The organism is Halalkalibacter suaedae, from assembly GCF_017939705.1.
Classification (GTDB): Bacteria; Bacillota; Bacilli; order Bacillales; family Bacillaceae_D; genus Halalkalibacter; species Halalkalibacter suaedae.
The window spans coordinates 1-20,438 of the sequence record NZ_JAGKSQ010000018.1 but is presented as its reverse complement, the minus strand read 5'-3'; the positions used below and the strand labels follow the sequence as shown (position 1 = coordinate 20,438).

The following is a 20,438-nucleotide window of genomic DNA, read 5'->3' as shown; positions in this document are numbered from 1 at the left end:
TTTTCCCCCTTCAAAGTTAAAATCATTAAAAATTCATTGAATTTTTAGTTTTGACTTTGAAATTTTGTCATTAACTAAAATTGGCTAATTATAAAAGGTACTTTTTCACCAGTCCCGGACGGTTCTCCTGTTTCTTTTCCATATCAAAAAAGTTAGTTTTTAAAGTGTAAGAGGAAACAACGGAACCGTCCCTTTGTTCATTCTAAAATTGAGAGGAGTGTTAGAATGCGAAGATTAATATTTTTATCCCTTTTAACCATGTTCTTAATGTCTATGTTAGCTTTAACTCATGTTTCAGCTAGCAACAATTCATCTATACCGGCTGGAGCACAAGAATATGCAGACAATCATTTTTATGAATATGTTATCGACAAGGTTGATGATGAAGACGCAGAACTTTATGGATTTATTAGCGATTCCAAGAATATTCGATTTAGTGAGCTACATGAAGTTAATATATTATCTCCCGAATTTGTCTCAAAAAATGAAAAACTAAAAAACTTAAATAACGGTGTTAAAAAAGCAAATGAATGGATTTCCGTCATATATCAAGATGAACAACCTGTAAATGTAATTGGTGTATATGAGAGGGAAGACGGGGAATTTGAATTTTCAGTATTTGGCTATGGCAAAGATTTAGCTATCGGACTAGATTCTATCGACAGCGGTTCTTTAAAGTTAATTTATGAGATGCCTGCAGATGCTTGGTATATTTTTAATAAAGGAAAAGTGAAACCTGTAAATGATCCCGCGAAAATGTCTATAAATTCCGAGTACGATTTAGGTCAGTTTAGACAGGTTATTCAAGAACGATATAAAGATTCAGACACCTTAGCAGAAGATGCTACCAATACCCCTAATGCTGCAACAATATTACTAGTTTTAGTCGGTTCAGCTAGTATATTATTTATTCCTTTATACTTGTTTTTCAAAAGAAAAAGACAACATAACAGAGTCTAATATTATTGGTGTAATACTCTAACAGCAGCACATAAATAAAATATCCAATAAACAAAGAGTGATTGCTTACATAAAGAGAAAAAAGAAATATTAGGAGCCATTAAGGATCATTTTGAAAAAGAAATAATAGTAAACAGGTATACCCGTTATTCTGGAAATTATGAAGCAATGCCATATATGATGCTTTTCCTAGGGGCAATGCTGTTTGTTATGGGTGTATCCGAGATTAAAGTGGATGTTTTAGTATTGTTGTTTCGTTATTTGTTTTTTATGTTTCTTTGAAAGGATTCCTATTCAATTAGCTATGCTGATTACGCAATTGCCGTTTAGGCGAAATTGAAAATCCTAAGCATCAACGAAAGATACACTGTTGTTGGCGAAATGTAGCTTTAGAAGGTAGAGAGAAAGTTTCCAAATTAATTATATAAAAGGACTTTAGCAAAAGTGAATTAAATGTGAAATCACTATGCTAATGTCTTTTTCTTTTGGTTTCTTAAATAAATGTGAGTGCAAAGAGGGTATGATAGTGTTATCAAAAAGTGATGGAGAAAGGATACTTTAATGAAAAATTTGTTCACTATAGGAGAAATAGCAAAACTACATAATGTGACGATGAAAACACTGAGATATTATGATGAGATTGGATTACTAGAGCCGATTCAAATTGATGAAAATAATGGGTATCGATATTATTCAACCGAACAGTTTGAACAACTAAATACGATTCAGTATTTAAAGAAATTAGGTTTTTCTTTGAAGGAAATCAAGAGTCACCTAGACCATAGGGATATTGATGGTTTCTTGGCATTATTAGAGAAGCAGAAAAAACTAACAGAGCAAAAAATAAACGAACTAGAACAAGTGAACCGTAGATTTCAAAATCGTATGAACGATATTACATTAGCTCAAGAAATAACTGAATTAGAAGTAGTGAAAATAAAAGAGATAAAAGAGAGAAAAGTAGTAAGATTGGTCGAGAAAATCCATTCAGAACCCGAGTTGGAAGTTTCATTGAGGCAATTAGAGAATTTGGCAAACATGAATTCCTCCATCTTTATTGGTGGTGTCGGACTTACTGTAGATATAAATGATTTAAACAATCAAACGTTCACAAAGTATAATTCTATTTTCATCTTAACGGAGGAAGAAGATATTGAAGGCCCGTTAGTAACAACCTTTCAAAAGGGCACGTATGCTAGCATTTATTACAGAGGAGATCATAATCATTCCTTTCAGTATTATAAAATCCTGCTTGATTATATTAAGAAACATGATCTTCAAATAATAGGAGATGCCATCGAAAGGACCATCATTGACCATTACATTTCCAAAAACAAAGAAGATTACCTGACAGAAATACAAATTCAAGTTACCTCTTGACCTTCCCCTTACAGGAAGGTTTATTATTCGAATAGCTGTTAGAAAAGGACTTCGAATAAATAAACCAATCACTGAGGGAGAGAAAAAATGACTTCTATACATAATAAAATTTGGTCACTTTCGTTTATTTTCGTAGTGATCTCAAATGCTTTAGTTTTTATGATTTTTGAAATGCTATTACCGACCCTTCCCTTGTTTGTCACGGCTTTAGGGGGAGGAGCTAGTCAAGTAGGGTTGGTAACAGGGATTTTTATGTTATCAGCCATTTTAATTCGCCCCTTTGCAGGAATTCTTGCAACGAGATTTGATAAAAAACTACTTTTAATTATAGGAATTCTGATCATTGCTCTATCTACGGGTGCTTATTATTTCTCAAATAGCATTACAACGTTATTACTTATTCGTTTAATACACGGGGCTGGATTTGGTTTAGCAACAACGTACTTTGCCACACTTGCTGCAGAAATTGTTCCTAAAGATCGTCGAGGCGAGGGGATTGGTTATTTTGGTGTGGGGGAAACTGTTGCCATCTCAGTAGGTCCAATGATTGGTATTATGACACTAGAATTATATGATTTTCAACGATTGTTCTTTGGAGGTATGGCCGTTCTTTTCTTAGCTATTATCATGGCAATATTTATAAAAAGAGCTCCTAAAGGAAAAGAGTTAGATAAACATGCGAGTGGGCAATTTAAATTATTGGAGAAACGAGTGTTGTTTCCTGCGTTGCTGATCTTTTTAATTGGAATTGCGGCAGGAGGGATGATGTCTTTCTTTTCTCTATATGCCATTGAGAGGGACTTTACTCAAGTAGGACTGTTTTTCTTATTGATTGCAGCTGCAAGTTTTCTCATTCGTTTATTATCAGGAAAGTTATTTGATACGTACGGACCGGCGATTATCGTAATTCCAGGATCAATTTTGTCGATTGTAGGATTGGTTATTTTGTATGTAGCAGTCAGTGATAGCATGTTTTTAATCGCGGCTATCTTTTATGGATTTGGTTTCGGTGCGATCTTCCCAGCCATTCAGACATGGTGCATGAATTTAGTAGAGGAACATGAACATGAGAATGCAATGGCCACATTCTTCAATTTCTTTGACTTAGGGATTGGGGGAGGTTCCTTTATTCTTGGTCTAGTCGCGACAGTCACATCTTATCAAACGGTGTATCTTGTCGCATCCATTGTGTCTGGTATGGTTCTAGTTATATATGTTGTTTATTTTGTTAAAGAAAAACAACAATATAATAAACGTGAGCATGCTTAAGGAATCTCTTAATAGATTAACAGTTGGTTATTGCACTAGAAAGTAATGAAAAGTAGGGTACAAAAAATAGGTTAGCAACTGTACCTTGCTAGCCTAACCCACTTTTGTATTCAAGTTTTCCTCACAACGCTTTATAGCATATTATCTAAATTTGTATCAGAGTATATGGAGATTAGAATGACTGATTTTGTGTCTCCAATATTTTTAACCATATGAGGAACGCTGGCATTCCAGCTAAAAGAATCGCCTTGTTCTGCGATAATTGAGTCTTCTCCCTGTTCAGCAAGTACTTTTCCTTCTAGTACTAAATGAACTTCTTCGCCTTCGTGTGCATGGGGTTCATCTTCTCCAACGGCAAACCCAGGTGGGGATTCAACGATCATCATTCTTAATGGTCCTTTTGAAGTGAGATGCTCAATTTTTAATTGGTTTAATGATGAGGTTCTTCTAGCATCTTTTCGAACGACACGCATGTGCTGTTTCTGTTCTAACAATAAATAAGGTAGTGGTACCTTCAAAAACACGGCAATGGTTTGTAATGTATTAATAGAAGGCGATGTATTGTTATTTTCGATGTTGCTAATAAACCCTTTAGAAAGGCCTGTACCTTCACACATTTGTGCAATCGTTATTTTTTTCCTTTTTCGAATCGAACGTATTTTAGTCCCTATATCCACCCTGATCACCTCTTTCTGTATTCGTTTATGAAACTAATAGTAGCAAATTCATTGACAGTCTACAAGTCTATTGTTATCCTATGGAAAACTAATATTCTTATCAAGAAACAAATAAACGATTTTATTTTATGTTATGGTTTTCTAATACGAATATTTATTTCTTATTAGGGTTCATTCCGCTTAATTAAACCGTATCGAGGACTGTAATTTAAGGGGGAGGGGAACATGAAAGGTTCCGAATAAGATATTAGTTTAAAAAAAATGAGCTTACTCAGGAGGAATTAAAATGAAACAAAATATTGGTGCTCTATTACTACGTGTGGTTCTAGGAGTTATTTTAATAGGACATGGTGTAGGGAAATTTCAAGATGGTATCGGAAATATTGCTGGATGGTTTGATAGCATTGGATTGCCTGGATTTTTAGCATATATCGTTGCAAGTATCGAGCTTGTTGGTGGGATTGCGATGCTACTTGGTTTAGCGACACGTATCGTAGGAGGACTTTTTGTCTTAGTGCTTTTAGGTGCAATCGTGACAGTTCAATTCTCTGCAGGTTTTATTGGAGGTTATGCGTATGATCTTGCACTACTAGCAATGTCAGCATATTTCTTGCTTAACGGAAGTACATCCTATTCAATAGACCAATACCTTTCAAAATTAAAAAGCAAATAATTGTACAAAAGGGGTCAGACCTATTGGTTGAAAAAATGAAAAATAAGAGAATTCTTTTGATAATAATCATTTTCGCTATTATAGTCGCACTTTTATTATTACTAAAAAAGGAAGGGAACGATGAAGATATGAGTATAGAAACGTATACAGGAGCGATGGAACCTAGACTTGGGTATGTGGAGCTACAGGTTTCTAACTTAGAGCAGTCTTTAACGTTCTATCAGGAGTTGATCGGATTTCGCGTGCTAGAGAAAGGTGAAAATACAGCAAAACTGACAACGGATGGTGTGGTACCGCAGCTCTTATTGAGAGAAGAGGAGGATTTTGTTGAGCGACCGTTTAGATCAACAGGTCTGTACCACTTCGCAATCGTTGTTCCTACTAGACAGGATTTAGCTCTATCCTTAATGAATTTAGTAAAATCAGGCTACCCATTACAAGGTGCTTCAGATCATCAATATAGTGAAGCCGTTTATTTAGCGGATCCTGACAATAACGGGATTGAACTATATGTCGATAGAGATTCGGCTCAGTGGGAAAGCGACGGGCATGGAGGGTATGTCGGAGGTACGTCCGCATTAGATGCTGATAATTTATTTGCTGAAATTAAAGAAAATACATGGAATGGTTTACCTAGTGGAACAAGATTAGGTCACATGCATTTACAAGTATCAGATATAGAGGAGTCCGAAACCTTCTATGTGGAAGCACTTGGACTTAACATTGTTGCCAAGGATACGCATATGTTATTTGTGTCCAAAGATGCCTATCACCATCATATAGGAATGAATATTTGGTCAGGAAAAGATCTACCTGCACCTCCGAAACATGCATTAGGTTTGAAGTATTTTACGCTCCATTTTACTGAAGACGAGTATGATTATGCAAAAAGGAATCTAAATCGGTTAGGATTCAAGTATAGTGAGGACAACAAAGAAATGTCTGTAGAAGACCCTTCTGGAAATACGATTAAAATTATAATGAGAAAATGAGAAGGGATTTCGACTCTTTTTATAGAAAAATGCACAGTACACCAATACTATCAAAGAGACGTTCACATAAATTGTGAACGTCTTTTCTTATTAGCATTCCATTTTTAAAGGAGAAGGAAGAGAGGAAAATAGTAAGATTAATGGAAATAATCAGTTCAGAACCAGAGTTGGAGGTTTCGTTGAGGAGACTAGAGAGCCAGTCTAATAGAAGTTCTTCTATTTTCATTGGAGGAGTAGGTCTTACTGTAAGTATGAATGATTTACTAATCAACAACTTTAATCAATATAACTCGATATTTATCTTAACCGAAGAAGACGATACTCAGGGTCCTTTAGTAGAAACTCTTCCAGAAGGAAAGTATGCTTGCATTTTTTATAACGGCAATCATAGTGAATCCCCAGAACATTATAGATCGTTATTAACGTTCATTCGAGATAATGGTTTTGAGGTGTGTGGTGATTCCATTGAAAGAACAATCATTGATCATTATATTTCTCGCAGTAAAGAAGACTATCTGACAGAAATACAAATACCAATAAAATGTTGACCCTCCACTTACAGGAGGGTTTATATTTTTAGGTAGGGAAAATAATGAACAGGAGAGATGATTATGTTTGGAACAATATTTAATGTAATACTGATACTACTCGGTAGCGTTGTCGGCAGTATTCTCAAAAAAGGGATAAAAGATGAGTATCATAACATTCTAATGCAGGCGATGGGGTTGGTTGCGTTAGGGTTGGGGATTAATGCACTAGTGCAACACTTGCCTTCCAGCAAATATCCTGTGCTTTTTATTATCAGTTTAGCTGTAGGGGGATTACTTGGACAATGGTTAGATCTAGAAACAAAATTTAATGCCTTAGTTAATAAATATTCAAAGGGTAATTTAGCTGAAGGGTTAGCGACTGCGATTCTCTTATTTTGTGTTGGAACGCTATCTATTTTAGGCCCTGTCGAGGCAGCGTTAAACAAGGATTATACGTATTTGCTTGCTAATGGGATGTTGGATGGAATTACGTCAATTGTTTTAGCGTCGACATTTGGCATTGGTATTGCTATTTCAGCAATTGTGTTATTTTTTTGGCAAGGTTCTTTTTATTTACTTGCTACTTTAATAGGAAATTATATTAATCAAGATCTTTTGAACGAAATATCGATCATAGGTGGAATATTGATTATTGCATCGGGTTTAAGTATTTTAGGGATTAAGAAATGTAATACCTTAAATCTACTACCAGCCATCATGATTCCTCCTTTAGTATTTTGGGTTATGCATTTATTTCAATTATAATAGTAAAGAAGATTTAACTGGTTTTGGATTTGTTATTCAAACAAACAATTATTTTTTTAAGTTTAATAAAAAGCATACCTTATTCATCTAAAGGAGTAAGGTTTTTTTGTTAAAGTAACATGACAGTTAGTGGAATTAGGAGTGTTTTTGGAGAAAGTCTTAACAATGAGAATTCTTAATATCACTTTGATGATTTGTTTGTTGAAGAAATGGTCACTATCATACGAAAAGACAACGCTATCGAGTATTATGCAGATATGTATCTTAGTAAAAAATGAGGTGAATTTCTAGTATCAATCTTACTATTCAGGCGCTTTCCTTAGTAGAAAGCGTCTTTTTGATATGCGTGCACCTGCACATTTAAAAATCAGATTTTTATTTTTCTTTGCATTTCCAAGGATTGGGCATATAGGCAAGCTACCAAAATGGACGTTAGGCAATAAGTTACTTGTATAAGCCGAAAGGGGTGAGAAAATGGGTAGGCGAATTAAACATAATGAACGTGACGTGGAATCGTTAGCGAGGCTGATGCTGGCGGAGGCGATTGGTGAGGGAGCCGAAGGGATGAATCTCGTAGGAACGGTTGTCGCCAATCGAGTCGAGGCAGATTGTGGGCCGGATTTCAGAAATTTACGCTCGATCAATCATGCGATCTATCAGACGATACCGGGAACGGAAATTCCTCACTTCGAGCCGGTTTTAAATGGAGCACTATATACACAGCGCCCATCAGAAGAAGACCTCGAGAGGGCTAGAAATATATTACATGGTCATAGGGATCCCAGGGCCAGGATGAATTTATGGTTTTTTAATCCGAGTCCGGGGCAAGCATACCGAGATCCTTGTTCTCCAACGATGCCAAGATCTCCTATGACGCAGTTTGATTTTGCACACAAGAACCATTGCTTCTATGTCGCTGTACCGGGCTACTGCCCTGAGTTTTATAGATAAATCAAATAAGGAGAGGTTTTACTCATGAATTATTATCCAATGAACAATTACTATGATTTTAATCCAGCTATGATGGGGAGCACTGCCCCGCAATACCAAACGGGTTTTCCAACCGATATGGTTTCAGGACCGACGTATTCTACGCCAGTGGTTCCGATGGGGATGGGAGATGAGCTATTTCAAGGTGTAGTGGAAGAATCATTTATTGAAAATATTCTGCGCTTCAACAAAGGCAAGGTTGGTACATTCTACTTTACTTACCGAGGAAACAGCAGATGGAATTCAATGGTTTACTATGGGCGAGTTGAAACAGCCGGCCGTGATCATATCATTATCAGCGATCCGACAAGCGGTAAACGCTTCCTACTGATGATGGCAAATCTCGACTGGGTCGAATTTGATGAAGAAATTAACTATCCTCACACGGAAATTACTCCAGCTGTTCAGGCGTCCTTGGATACAACGGGGTGATGTTTTTTGTGAATCAGATTCGATTACGTAGATCGTGAAATAATAAAAAGGAATTAAGCGGCTGTAGCTCTATTTGCCATAGGGCTAGGGCCGTTTAATCGTTTTTTGGTTTCATGATGTAAAAATTTCCTCGAGCAGTGTGCTGGTATGATTTAGAAAGATGAAATGCAATGTAGTTGAAGGAAATTTTATAGAATCGAAAGTTAGTGTCTTTAAAATGCTAAAAAGAGATCCTCGATAGGGTCTTTTTTTCAATTATTTTAGGATGTTTTTATGGAATTATTTCTTTTTATATTGTTTAATAGGTCAGATGTATGAATATAGTTTAAGCAATTAGAGATTTCACTGATGTTTATCAAATTCTATATGCCTTAGATGGTGATGGTACGATCACGATCGAAGGCAATGATTACGAGTTCTCAAGTGATAAAATGGTGCACATTTTTCCAAAAAGTTCGCATTGATTCAGGCGAACAATAAATTGACGGTGCTAGTCTTGGTGTAGTTCGAACAAGTAGGGAGTGAATCGTGGGCTAAGTGTTCAAAAAAGGGTGTAGTTCGAACAGATAGCGAGTGAATCGCGCTCTAAGTGTTCGAAAAAGGGTGTAATTCGAACAGGTAGCGAGTGAATCGCGGTCTAAGTGTTCAAAAAAGGGTGTAGTTCGAACAGGTAGCGAGTGAATCGCGGTCTAAGTGTTCAAAGAAGGGTGTAATTCGAACAGGTAGCGAGTGAATCGCGGTCTAAGTGTTCAAAGAAGGATGTAGTTCGAACAGATAGCGAGTGAATCGCGGTCTAAGTGTTCAAAGAAGGGTGGAGTTCGAACAAGTAGCGAGTGAATCGCGGTCTAAGTGTTCAAAGAAGGGTGTAGTTCGAACAGATAGCGAGTGAATCGCGGTCTAAGTGTTCGAATAATAGAAAAGCCGCAATCTCACCCTCCAAATTACTGATAATAAGAATCGCTTGTTACGCCACATTTGATAAAATGTTGGTTTAAAGCCCGAGAGATAGTATGCGTAGTTATATCTAAGTCACACCAATCAAAAATCCGCTGAACCGTAATCGGATCGTCAGGAAATAGCAGTCGATACTCCTTTGTATTCCGAATAATAGCCGATCTCAGCACTTCTCGGTCTTTGCAACTTTTGCAAACGAGAACATTGCTTTCTCTAAAAACCATAAAAGATCGGCAATGCTTACAGTAAATCCCTTTCTGTAGTTGATCGTACGTATAATGGGGGAGGCTTTCATAGGGATTTTTCACTAGGTGTAAGGAGAGCAGCGTTTGTGCTAGCTTTTGGTCTTTAGCTTGCAAGGTAGATGGAGTTTGCTTCATTTTATTAATAAAACGGTTCACCTGGGTAGGTAAGACAAGGGGTTGGTCCATGGGGGCTTTGTAAAGAGTGAATTCGGGATTGATGAAAACGACATGTGCATCGACGGTGTAGTTTTGCTTGTGGATTTGGAGAAATTGCCTTAGGCTGGTGGCACTTCGTTTTAGCTGAGTGAGGGGGTTTTTGTATTCGCGTTGGGTTTTGACGGAAAATAGTTTGTCCGAGTCGTAATAACAATCTCCTTGAAAATTTTTCACGTCAATTAAGTGGATGATGCCTGGTGTTACAATAACAGAGTCTAATTGAACATAACCTCCGTTCACTTCGAGCTGCAAATCATGGATGAGGTACCTATCGTCTGCCAAACAATCGGTTAAAGCATCGAACGCGATTTCCCCCTCGTATCCTTTTTCAAGGTTCAAGTAATGGTAATTTTCCTTGTCATCCAACGCCATCCTCGTGTTGAGAGAACGTAAAACCAAGAGCTCATTTGATTCTGTGCGCTCTTTAAGTAACATGCATAGTACACTCCTTTCTTTTAGTAATTTTATTATAATAGATTTGCACTTCGTATGTTAATAAAAAAATACCATATTACCTAACTAACTAAATTTTATTTATAGATAAATAAAATAAGGATGAGACCTTATGGCACCCTAGAGAAGATAAGAAAGAGTTAATATCAAGAAGGTTATAAGTTCTGAAGTGATTCTATTGTTCCTGTTGCCGAACCGACACCGTACTCACACTTACCTAGGCCACTAAAAAAGGTATGGTTTTTTCACCTTTTTTAGTGGCCTTTAAGCAATGAGCAAAACCGTTTAAAAAGGCCGGGGATTTGTGAGTTACAGAAACTAACTATACATAACCCCTCGGGCTTAAGGGGTAGGGTTGTCGAAAGAGCAATAGAATGAAACATAGCTAATTCAGATGAGTATCCTATCCAGTTATGTTAACGTTTTTACATGTGTGCTGAGGTTGATACTTTTCTTAAGTACGAGGTAAAGATAAAAACACAAATAACCGAGTCCGGATAAGAATCCTGACTCGGTTTCTTAGTATGGAATTCATTTGGCAAAAGGGGAGTGAGTGGAGTGGTTACTTTTTCAGTTGTGCGAGGTCTCGCTCGTGACGAACGGTTTTTTCCCATAGAAGATCTTGATCGATTCTGATAAACCGAAACTGTTGTGTTATCTCATGGTGGCGTTCTTCACTTTTTTCTATTGAGGCGTGCAGATCTGTTTTGAGATCGTGGATCTCGTTTTTTATCTCGACTTTGAAAGCCTGCATGTCCTCTTTCATAGCTTGTTGATCCTCTTTGAACGTTTGCATATCCTCTTTCATTTCTTGAAACTCAGCAGAAAGCTTTCCGACTGTTCCAACTAATTGTGTAAGTAACGCTTCCATCCGATCTAATTGTTCTTTTGCCACATTTAACACCTCCTCTAGTACTTGCCTGTATTATAATGGATGGACAAACGTATTTCTATGATTGTTTTGTTAAGATTTTTGAAGTAGTGTTGCGATAAAGTGCCTGATCGATATACCTAAGTTTAAAAGGAGACTAATACATATGGATATTAATCAATTAGTTGAAGAGATGACTTTAGAAGAAAAAGCTGCACTGTTATCAGGGACTGAATTTTGGAAGACGAATCCGATTCCAAGACTTGCGATCCCGTCTATATTTTTATCAGATGGACCACATGGTTTAAGGAAGCAAAGTGAAGGTGCTGACCACCTTGGACTATATGATAGTGAACCTGCAACCTCTTTTCCTACAGCAGTGACCGTTGCTTCTAGCTGGAATACGGACAATCTCCGTAAAATGGGAGAAGCGATTGCCGAGGAATGCTTGCATTACGGTGCGAGTGTACTACTTGGTCCAGGAATAAACATTAAAAGGAATCCACTTTGTGGTCGAAATTTTGAATACTATTCAGAAGATCCATTTCTAACTGGAGAATTAGCCGTCCATTTTATAAATGGGGTACAAAGTAAAGGGATTGGTACGTCAGTCAAACATTTTGCAGCGAATAATAGTGAAAATTACCGCTTTATGGGTGATTCAATTGTTGATGAGCGTGCTTTTAGAGAGATTTATTTAAGAGCTTTTGAAAGAGTGGTAAAAGAAGCGAAGCCGGCCACAATCATGTCTGCTTACAATAAGATCAATGGTACGTATTGTTCAGAATCGAAGTATTTACTAAATGATATTTTACGTGAGCAATGGGGCTTTGAAGGTGTTGTCGTTAGTGATTGGGGAGGAGTAGCGGATAGAGTTGCTGCGGTAGAAGCAGGACTTGATTTAGAAATGCCAGGTGATACATGGGAATTTCGTAAAATGGTAATCAAGTCCTTGGAAAATGGCAGTCTAGCGGAGGAGACGGTAGACAAAGCTTTGAGAAACATCTTACATTTAGTGAAAAAGAGCAGTGAGCTTTCGTTTGGAACCCCTTTTAATAAAAAACAACATGCAAATCTAGCATGTGAGATTGCGAAGGATTCTGCCGTGCTTTTGAAAAATGAGGATGTACTACCCTTAAATAAACAGGAAAGCGTACTAGTCGTCGGTGATTTATTTGAGAAGATGCGATATCAAGGTGCGGGAAGCTCACTTATTAATCCTAGTAGCTTAATCACACCAAAGAAGGCATTTGATGAAATGCAGGTGAACTACAGCTTTGAAAATGGCTATCGTGAAAGCGAAGAAAGCTCAGATCAAGAATTAATGGCACGTGCTGTTGAAGCTGCTGGTAGTGCTGATACGATCTTGTTTTTTGGTGGATTGACAGATTATGCGGAGAGTGAGGGCACTGATCGAGCAACGATGAAATTGCCAACGAATCAGTTGGAGTTACTCTCGAAATTATCTGCTACTGGCAAAAAAATTATTGTCATTTTATTTGGAGGTTCACCTGTAGAATTACCCTTCTACGATGATGTGCATGCGATATTAAATATGTATCTTCCAGGACAGCATGGGGGAGAAGCAGCTGCAGCATTGATATTTGGAGATGCCACACCGTCTGGTAAGCTGGCTGAGACGTGGCCAATGGAATATCAAGACGTCCCTTTTGGAGGAGACTACTCAAAAAATGAGCACGAACTCTATCAAGAGAGCATTTTTGTTGGCTATCGTTATTATGATCAAGCAGAAAAAGAAGTACGCTTTCCATTCGGGTTTGGAAAATCATATACAACCTTTTCTTACTCTAATTTAGTAGTTGAAGAAATGGGTAGTAAGATAAAAGTCACTTGTGATATTACGAATACAGGGAATGTTGATGGTGCTGAGGTTGTCCAATTATATGTGAAGAATAATCAAAGTGACATTTTTAAAGCGAAGAAGGAGCTTCGAGCTTTCGACAAGGTCTATTTAAAAGTAGGAGAGACCAAAAAAGCTACAATGACTTTTAGTCGAACTGATCTATCGTATTATAATATTGATTTGAAAGAATGGGTTTTAGAAAATGGATTATATGTGATTGAAGTTGGGGAATCGAGCGACATAATTCATTTAAGGGACAATTTCTTGATTGATGGAGAAAAAGAGGTGGATAGTCCGTATAATCTTGAAAATCTAAGAGCGTACTATCATGTAGATCGTAATTTTGATGTAACTCCTGTGCAATTTGAAGGCTTATTAGGATATAAGGTTCCACCGTTACCAGCTAAAACACCAATTGGATTAGAAACGAGACTTTCTCACTATAATGAAACATTTTTGGGGAGGAGATTATATACGAGCATATTAGGGGTGGCCAATAGGCAGTATAAGCAAGCATTAAAACTCCCTGATGGAATAGAAAAAGAAGCGAAAAAGAAGAATGCTGTTTTTCTTATGAATATTCTTCAATCGAATAGTGCGAGGACACTTGCAGCGGCAAGTGCCGGAAGAGTTCCTCTCCACATCGCAAAAGGATTTGTCGCTCTAGCAAATGGTCAAGTTATGGATGCTCTTAAAATGATGTTAAAGAAGGAAAAAACAATTCCATTACCAAAAGCGAGTAGTACTACTCAAAAGTCTGATTAAGAGATGAAGATAAGGTGCCTGCCCCCCCCCAGTGCGTTAAAGCTTTACTTTGCTGGGTGTCAGGCACTTCTTCGTTCTACCGTTACGATACCGATATAAAGATAGCGATGAGCCTGGGACATAACTAAAGTGTTTAACTGAAATGCCGAACGAAGCAACCATGTACGGATGAAATATACGAGACTCCTGCGGGATGCAAAAGAGGCCACTAAAAAAGGTGGAAATCACACCTTTTTCAGTGGCCTCATGAAAAAGCCAAGTGTGAGACCCCACAGTAGCCGAGGAGGCTCACCGGCTTCCCGTGGAAAGCGAAGTATATTTCAGGAGCGGCTTACGTCCGCAAACTATTGTTTTTCGGATTTTGTATTAGTTAAATCACTTTTGTGCCAGCCTCTTTCTATTTTTTTCAACATATCTAGTTCTTTTCGAATGATCTTGTTGTTTTTTATAATAAATTGGAGGTTATTGGTATTTATTTTACTAGAAATCTGTACCTATAATTAATAGAAAGCTAACTATGGATTAAAACAACGGGTGGGGTTTCTTTAGCAATTAGGTTAGCTTTATTATTTTTTGTAAGCGCTTTATAACGGGGGTGAGTTGAAAAACTAGTGAAGGCTAATTGTAGTTTACTATTTTAATAGGAGGAGTTTTATGTCAAGAAGGTTATCTATTTTAGTCATTTTTGCAATGATTGTTTCGATGTTTTCGAATGTTGGTTTAAGTGCAAAGGCTTTCGAAGGTTCGTCTAATGGTTTAGATGGAGTTCAGCTGGAAGACTTAGATCGTGGATTAGTTGCAGCAAAGACATCTGAAGGGATTTTCCTCAGTTGGCGTCTTCTTTCAAATGAAGTAACCGCCTATTCAGATTATGGTCTTAGAGGCACCGATTTCAATGTATATCGGGATGGTGAACAGATTGCTACTGTTGAAACAAGTACGAACTTCTTAGATAAAGACGGAACAGAAAACTCAACCTATTATGTAAGCGCTGTCGTAGATGGAGAGGAAACAGGTGATGTGAGCAAAACGGTATCACCATGGGGGAATGACTATCATGACCTTCCATTACAAAAGCCAGCGGACGGTGTTACACCGGCTGGTGAAACGTATACTTACACGGCGAATGATATGAGTATTGGTGACGTAAATGGTGATGGTCAATATGAGTATATGGTAAAGTGGGATCCTGCCAATTCCAAGGACGTATCACAAGTGGGATATACCGGAAATGTTTATATTGATACGTACACGTTTGACGGCACTCTTCTATACAGAATTGATTTAGGTGTTAACGTACGTGCTGGTGCCCATTATACGCAATTTATGGTTTATGATTTTGACGGTAATGGCAAAGCAGAAATGATGATGAAAACGGCACCAGGTACAAAGGTGATGTACTTTGATGAAGCTGGTAACGTCTCATCAGAAGAGTATATTACGATGCCACAAGTTGACCTAGATGCTGGTTACAGCAACGATGATGATTATCGTCTAAGTGCCGAGGGATATTATGAGCATGTCGTAAGCATGTTCATGGATTGGCACAATCACCCTGAAGTGATTGCTGGCAATTGGCCTTCGATTGAAGAAGGAATTGGAATGGACGCTGAATTTGAGTATCCCCTTTCAAAAGAGGATGCTGAGACATTAGCTGACTATTTCATAGATGTCTATGCCCCAAGTAGAAGTACACGAAACAATCTTCGAGCATTTGAGGGCTTTATTTTATCAGGTCCTGAGTACATTTCTGTATTTGACGGAGAAACCGGGTCTGAGTTGGAGACGATCGATTACGAGCCAGGGCGTGAGGACGATGGCTTAATCTGGGGAGATTACGCCTATTCACGAATTGAGCCTGGGAATCGTGTGGACCGTTTGAATATGGGTATTGCCTATTTAGACGGGAAGAGACCTTCCTTCTTTGTGAACCGTGGTTATTATACTCGATCGGTTTTCGTTTCGTGGAACTGGGATGGAACGAATCTTACTGAAGTATGGACAGCTGATAGTGGACATGTTCCAATGGATAATCCATTTAATAGCTCTCCGCACGGTGGTAAAGGATCTGACGAGGAATTGGGTAGACTTGCATCTCAAGGAAATCATGCGATTAGTGTCGCAGATGTAGACGGAGATGGGAAACATGAAATCGTTCATGGTGGAGCAACATTAGATGATGATGGTACGCTACTGTATAGTTCAATGGCTGAATTACCACCGCAAAGTCCAGCTGCAGGTGATCTGTCTGTATTTGGGCACGGTGATGCACTTCATGTGGCAGATATTGATCCAGATCGTCCAGGGTTGGAAATCTTTTCTGTTTTTGAAGCTGGTCCTTGGGCACCGTATGGTTTTGCCTTACGCGAGGCAGCTACAGGTGAAGTGATTTATGGTGACTATACCGGTGCGGATACAGGTAGAGGGATGATTGGTGATGTTGTCAGAGGGCAACGAGGACTTGAGACGTGGGCTATTGATTTACGTACTGCTGATGGAACTGTGCTAGGTACAAGTAGACCTGGGACAAACATGAACATCAAGTGGTCAGCAGATATGGCGACACAACTTGTTAATGGGTCTGGAAATGCAACCGTCACGATCGATGACTGGCAAGAAGGTAGAATGCTGACAGCAGAAGGAACGAGAACGAATAACGGGACGAAAGGGAATCCTTCTTTAGTTGCTGATGTATTTGGGGACTGGAGAGAGGAATTATTAGTGAGAACGGAAGATAGTTCTGCGATTCGTATCTATTTAAGTACAGAAGAAACAGATCGCAAATTGTATACACTTATGCACGATATTCAGTATCGAACAGGTATTGCTTGGCAAAACGGAGGCTACAACCAACCAGCGTATCCGAGCTTCTATTTCGCAACCGATATGGATTGGGACAAAGTAACGGTGCCGAACGTTGGTCAAGTTCCTTATGTAGAAGAAGAAGGACCAGAAATTGATGTAAGTGAGTTAGAGGAACTGCTTTTAATAGCGAAGGGCATCTCGAATGAATACGATGCTTACACAGAAGTGTCTTATCAAGCATTACAGGATGCAATCGTTGAAGCAGAAGCTGAACTAGAAACGATTCAATTTGATTATCAATTGCATGGAGCGCTAGAAAAATTACAAAATGCCCTTGATGGATTGATAGAAATTGTTGATCTAGGCCCTGGGTTTAGATTTGATTTCGGGTCAGAAAATAGTCCGTTAGCAAACGGCTATGTCAAGGTTTCTGATACATTGATCTACGATGAGGAACGAGGGTATGGTTTCGATGAAGGGACAGATGGTAGTCGTGACCAGGATGGGCCAGATGACTTAAGGCGAGACTTTATCTTAGCTCATAATAAAGAATTCAAACTAGACCTAGCTAATGGCGAGTATGATGTTAAGATTTACACTGGTTCTAATTGGAATGGCAATACGACAACCTATTCACTTGAAGGCGAAGAAGCAGAAGGTGGCATGAGTACAGCTGCTGGTGAGTTTGTTGAATACACGGATACAGTTACTGTTGAAGATGGACAATTAAATATTCACTTCGGTGGAGAATGGGCACGTATTAATGGAATTGAAGTCGTTGCTGTAGAAGATTTCAATGTGAAGTTTGATTTCGGCGGAGAAACAAGTCCAGTTTCCTATGGCTGGACACAAGTTGCTAACACATTGCTTTATGATAGTGAATTAGGATATGGACTTAATAAGGCAGTCGCAACAAGAGATCGTGGAGGTCCAGACGATGTGAGAAGAGATTTTGTCATTGATGGAAATTATGAGTTTCTAGTTGATCTTCGTAACGGGGATTACAAAGTGAAAATCATAGCTGGTGATGACATTGCATCTAACAACTCAACGTTTACGATTGAAGGGACGGATTACGGTCAAATTTCTTCGGGATCAGGTCAATATGCTGAGTTAGAAGAGACTGTCACCGTTGACGATGGACAAATGAATATTCAAATTGGAGGGAATGGCCGGATTAACGGTCTTGAACTTTACTTTGTACCAGAAGTGAAAGAACCTACAGACCCAACAGATCCAGGGACAGATCCTGAAGAGCCAACGGACCCAACCGATCCAGGGACAGATCCTGAAGAGCCGACGGAGCCGACCGATCCAGAAACAGATCCTAAGGAACCTACCGAAGAAGATAAAACACCGGTGCCAGGTAAGAAAGATAAACTCAAAGAAAAAGAAAAAGATAAAAAGCTAAAAGGTGAAAAACCTGTAAAAGGTGAAGAAGAAAAGAAACTGCCAGATACGGCTACTAGTTTCTTTAACACATTATTTATAGGTTTGATATTAGTAGTTACTGGTGGAATCATCTTTTTCTTTGTGAAAAGAAAAAGAAAAACTGTTTAATTATATATTCGGGAACCTCTCTACTGTATGGTAGGGAGGTTTTTTCATAAGCTATAACAACTTAGCCTTTCATCTGGTGGTCGATGACAATCATAACTACAACTTGAAAAAATACAGGATTTAGAATAAACGATCATATTGATATTGTTTCCACATTATTCCTTATATCAATGTTCACTTGTATTATAATGAATCGGTAAGAATGTTTTTATCTTGATCTTTTACCTTTTTTGAGAGAGTCATAATCGTGGTTCAATTAAGTAGTGTGAATTGACAGGAGGCAACCAAATGAAGCGTGTCGATGTAGTGTATACCCTATTATATGACCAAACGACGAATAAAGTATTACTTGTATTGAACAAAAAAAATACAAAATGGTCCTTACCAGGGGGCGGAGTGGAGTGGAGAGAAACTCTTCGGGAGGCAGCCGTGAGGGAAGTGCAGGAAGAAACCGGATATATCGTTACAGTAAGTAGTATTCTTGCAGTGAATGAGGCTTTTCTTAATAAGAATCATGTCCATTTCTTTACATTTCAAGGGCAGATTTTGGAGGTACCAGAAATCATTCCGATAGAAAAAGACATTCTTAAGGTAGAATGGGTCGATTTAGAGGAGGCAGATCGTTTGCTGACATACTATCCCGATGGAGTATCCAGATTAATTAGCACAGCTGGAGTAAAGTATACGTTACAAGAATAGTATACTACTAGTATAGGAGATTTCACTAAAAGGAGCCAATTAAATGCAACAAAGCCTAGAGCAAATACATAGTAACGTAAAAAGCTGGTTGGGTGAATCCATTCCTTTCATTAATAAATCTCTCCAGCAATCACTTACAGTTGAAACGAAACGCGACCGTCGCGATCTTGTTTCAAACATCGACAAGCAGATGGAGCTTTTATTAACAGCGAAGATTAACGAGTGTTATCCTACTCATCAAGTGTTAGGAGAAGAAACGGCGAATAGCTTTCAACTGGGTACGTTAGAGCATCTCTGGATCATTGACCCAATTGATGGGACGGCGAATTTTCTTAAGCAAAAGGATCATTTCTGCATACTTATTGCTTACTATGAACAAGGAATTGGAAAGCTAGGCTACATGTATGATGTCGTTAATGAAGACCTTTATCATGCAGTATATGAGCAAGGGGCCTATAAGAATGGAGAGCCGATCCGACGGCCTGAAGCAATTGCGCTAGAAGAAGGACTTGTGTCATGTGATGCACGAAATTGGTGTGAGCAACCACGATTTCAGAAGTTAATGAAGCATTGCTTTGATATCCGTTATTTTGGCTGCGGGGGTATTGATTCTATCCATGTGATTCAAGGGAAATTTGCAGCATTTCTCACATCAGTATCAGGACCATGGGATAAAGCGGCACAAATGATTTTCGCTAAGGAATTAGGACTTAAACTCGTTCGCTTTGATGGCAGTGAGGTTGACCATCTTACTGGTGGTGATTACATACTTGCTAATGAGGGTTGTATTGATGAGATTTTGTCGATTATGAAAGATGTATAATCATTGCTGATGAATAAATTAGCAAAATGATACTAGACTAGTATCATGTTTACAGTCTCGACATTTGGTTGAAGTTTAATCTATGAAGGATAAGTTTTTATAAGGAATTTTTGGTTACAGCATTTTGTTCAAAATTATTTTACTGCTTCGATATAATATAGAAGGTTTAAATTTTTTTAAAATAATAGTTGTGTTATCGGCAGGGAGATGATATATTATTCCTTGTCGCCAAAACGAAGCGACATGATAGAACGATTTAATATAAAAAAAGTGTTGCATTCGACATTTTATTATGTTAAGATAATATTCTGCCGGTGAGAAAGACACGGCAAACGAGTTCTTTGAAAACTGAACAAAAGCCAAGCGAAAAATAAGAGATAACATGTTTTATCTCGTCAATTTAGACTTTTTCAAAAAGTCAGCAACAAGTATTGAGCTATTTAAACTCAAACCAATTTTATGGAGAGTTTGATCCTGGCTCAGGACGAACGCTGGCGGCGTGCCTAATACATGCA

At 38.2% G+C, this 20,438-nt stretch carries 16 protein-coding genes, 1 rRNA gene and 1 pseudogene; 15 read left to right on the top strand and 3 right to left on the bottom strand.

Annotated elements, in window-relative coordinates; translation table 11 throughout:
- Window positions 1–225: 225 nt before the first annotated feature.
- The 3 genes from J7W16_RS21355 to J7W16_RS21340 all read left to right on the top strand — a co-directional run bounded on the left by J7W16_RS21355 (window position 226) and on the right by J7W16_RS21340 (window position 3,609).
- Window positions 226–960: a hypothetical protein gene (locus J7W16_RS21355; RefSeq protein WP_210599469.1), complete on the top strand. Its 735-nt coding sequence runs from the start codon at window positions 226–228 to the stop codon at window positions 958–960.
- A gap of 561 nt (window positions 961–1,521) precedes the next feature.
- A complete protein-coding gene (locus J7W16_RS21345; RefSeq protein WP_210599467.1) occupies window positions 1,522–2,340 on the top strand; it encodes a MerR family transcriptional regulator in 819 nt (272 codons plus the stop codon).
- Between the two features lie 87 nt (window positions 2,341–2,427).
- The gene (locus J7W16_RS21340; protein WP_210599466.1) at window positions 2,428–3,609 is read left to right on the top strand and encodes an MFS transporter; all 1,182 of its coding nucleotides are present in this window, start codon (window positions 2,428–2,430) and stop codon (window positions 3,607–3,609) included.
- 131 nt (window positions 3,610–3,740) lie between these two features.
- On the opposite strand, the gene J7W16_RS21335 is transcribed toward J7W16_RS21340, so the two are convergent.
- A complete protein-coding gene (locus J7W16_RS21335) occupies window positions 3,741–4,286 on the bottom strand; it encodes a helix-turn-helix domain-containing protein (protein WP_210599465.1) in 546 nt (181 codons plus the stop codon).
- Window positions 4,287–4,572: 286 nt separating this feature from the next.
- On the opposite strand from J7W16_RS21335, the gene J7W16_RS21330 reads away from it, so the two are divergent.
- The 6 genes from J7W16_RS21330 (at window position 4,573) to gerQ (ending at window position 8,668) form a co-directional block, all read left to right on the top strand.
- A complete protein-coding gene (locus tag J7W16_RS21330; RefSeq protein WP_210599464.1) occupies window positions 4,573–4,959 on the top strand; it encodes a DoxX family protein in 387 nt (128 codons plus the stop codon).
- 23 nt (window positions 4,960–4,982) lie between these two features.
- The gene (locus tag J7W16_RS21325; protein ID WP_210599463.1) at window positions 4,983–5,951 is read left to right on the top strand and encodes a VOC family protein; all 969 of its coding nucleotides are present in this window, start codon (window positions 4,983–4,985) and stop codon (window positions 5,949–5,951) included.
- 179 nt (window positions 5,952–6,130) lie between these two features.
- A complete protein-coding gene (locus tag J7W16_RS21320) occupies window positions 6,131–6,499 on the top strand; it encodes a GyrI-like domain-containing protein (protein ID WP_246880146.1) in 369 nt (122 codons plus the stop codon).
- Window positions 6,500–6,562: 63 nt separating this feature from the next.
- Window positions 6,563–7,246, top strand: a complete 684-nt coding sequence (locus J7W16_RS21315; protein ID WP_210599461.1) for a DUF554 domain-containing protein — start codon at window positions 6,563–6,565, stop codon at window positions 7,244–7,246.
- 474 nt (window positions 7,247–7,720) lie between these two features.
- Window positions 7,721–8,197 (top strand): cell wall hydrolase, encoded by a 477-nt coding sequence (locus tag J7W16_RS21310; protein ID WP_210599460.1) that lies wholly within the window; start codon window positions 7,721–7,723, stop codon window positions 8,195–8,197.
- A gap of 24 nt (window positions 8,198–8,221) precedes the next feature.
- On the top strand, window positions 8,222–8,668 hold the full coding sequence (gerQ, locus tag J7W16_RS21305; protein ID WP_210599459.1) for a spore coat protein GerQ: 447 nt from the start codon (window positions 8,222–8,224) through the stop codon (window positions 8,666–8,668).
- Between the two features lie 941 nt (window positions 8,669–9,609).
- Here gerQ and J7W16_RS21300 read toward each other — a convergent pair.
- Both J7W16_RS21300 and J7W16_RS21295 read right to left on the bottom strand, forming a co-directional pair.
- Window positions 9,610–10,518 (bottom strand): nuclease-related domain-containing protein, encoded by a 909-nt coding sequence (locus tag J7W16_RS21300; RefSeq protein ID WP_210599458.1) that lies wholly within the window; start codon window positions 10,516–10,518, stop codon window positions 9,610–9,612.
- 580 nt (window positions 10,519–11,098) lie between these two features.
- Window positions 11,099–11,431, bottom strand: a complete 333-nt coding sequence (locus tag J7W16_RS21295; protein WP_210599457.1) for a hypothetical protein — start codon at window positions 11,429–11,431, stop codon at window positions 11,099–11,101.
- A 142-nt stretch (window positions 11,432–11,573) separates the two neighbouring features.
- Here J7W16_RS21295 and J7W16_RS21290 point away from each other — a divergent pair, with 142 nt between their 5' ends.
- From J7W16_RS21290 to J7W16_RS21270, 6 genes and pseudogenes are all read left to right on the top strand, one after another.
- Complete coding sequence (locus J7W16_RS21290; protein ID WP_210599456.1) at window positions 11,574–14,036, top strand: glycoside hydrolase family 3 C-terminal domain-containing protein; 2,463 nt, start codon at window positions 11,574–11,576, stop codon at window positions 14,034–14,036.
- A 690-nt stretch (window positions 14,037–14,726) separates the two neighbouring features.
- A pseudogene (locus tag J7W16_RS22045) lies at window positions 14,727–16,952 on the top strand (rhamnogalacturonan lyase); the annotation flags it as partial.
- Window positions 16,944–18,401: an LPXTG cell wall anchor domain-containing protein gene (locus J7W16_RS22330; RefSeq protein ID WP_346726985.1), complete on the top strand. Its 1,458-nt coding sequence runs from the start codon at window positions 16,944–16,946 to the stop codon at window positions 18,399–18,401. The pseudogene J7W16_RS22045 and the gene J7W16_RS22330, both read left to right, overlap by 9 nt.
- Before the next feature lie 288 nt (window positions 18,402–18,689).
- Window positions 18,690–19,100 (top strand): NUDIX hydrolase, encoded by a 411-nt coding sequence (locus J7W16_RS21280; RefSeq protein ID WP_210599454.1) that lies wholly within the window; start codon window positions 18,690–18,692, stop codon window positions 19,098–19,100.
- Between the two features lie 43 nt (window positions 19,101–19,143).
- A complete protein-coding gene (locus tag J7W16_RS21275) occupies window positions 19,144–19,923 on the top strand; it encodes an inositol monophosphatase family protein (protein WP_210599453.1) in 780 nt (259 codons plus the stop codon).
- A gap of 456 nt (window positions 19,924–20,379) precedes the next feature.
- Window positions 20,380–20,438 (top strand): 16S ribosomal RNA (locus tag J7W16_RS21270); the annotation flags it as partial.

Bases quoted from the DNA above. Each gene is read 5' to 3' on its own strand.
- J7W16_RS21355 (WP_210599469.1), top strand. From the start codon at position 226: ATGCGAAGATTAATATTTTTATCCCTTTTAACCATGTTCTTAATGTCT.
- J7W16_RS21345 (WP_210599467.1), top strand. From the start codon at position 1,522: ATGAAAAATTTGTTCACTATAGGAGAAATAGCAAAACTACATAATGTG.
- J7W16_RS21340 (WP_210599466.1), top strand. From the start codon at position 2,428: ATGACTTCTATACATAATAAAATTTGGTCACTTTCGTTTATTTTCGTA.
- J7W16_RS21330 (WP_210599464.1), top strand. From the start codon at position 4,573: ATGAAACAAAATATTGGTGCTCTATTACTACGTGTGGTTCTAGGAGTT.
- J7W16_RS21315 (WP_210599461.1), top strand. From the start codon at position 6,563: ATGTTTGGAACAATATTTAATGTAATACTGATACTACTCGGTAGCGTT.
- J7W16_RS21310 (WP_210599460.1), top strand. From the start codon at position 7,721: ATGGGTAGGCGAATTAAACATAATGAACGTGACGTGGAATCGTTAGCG.
- gerQ (WP_210599459.1), top strand. From the start codon at position 8,222: ATGAATTATTATCCAATGAACAATTACTATGATTTTAATCCAGCTATG.
- J7W16_RS21300 (WP_210599458.1), bottom strand. From the start codon at position 10,518: ATGTTACTTAAAGAGCGCACAGAATCAAATGAGCTCTTGGTTTTACGT.
- J7W16_RS21290 (WP_210599456.1), top strand. From the start codon at position 11,574: ATGGATATTAATCAATTAGTTGAAGAGATGACTTTAGAAGAAAAAGCT.
- J7W16_RS21280 (WP_210599454.1), top strand. From the start codon at position 18,690: ATGAAGCGTGTCGATGTAGTGTATACCCTATTATATGACCAAACGACG.
- J7W16_RS21275 (WP_210599453.1), top strand. From the start codon at position 19,144: ATGCAACAAAGCCTAGAGCAAATACATAGTAACGTAAAAAGCTGGTTG.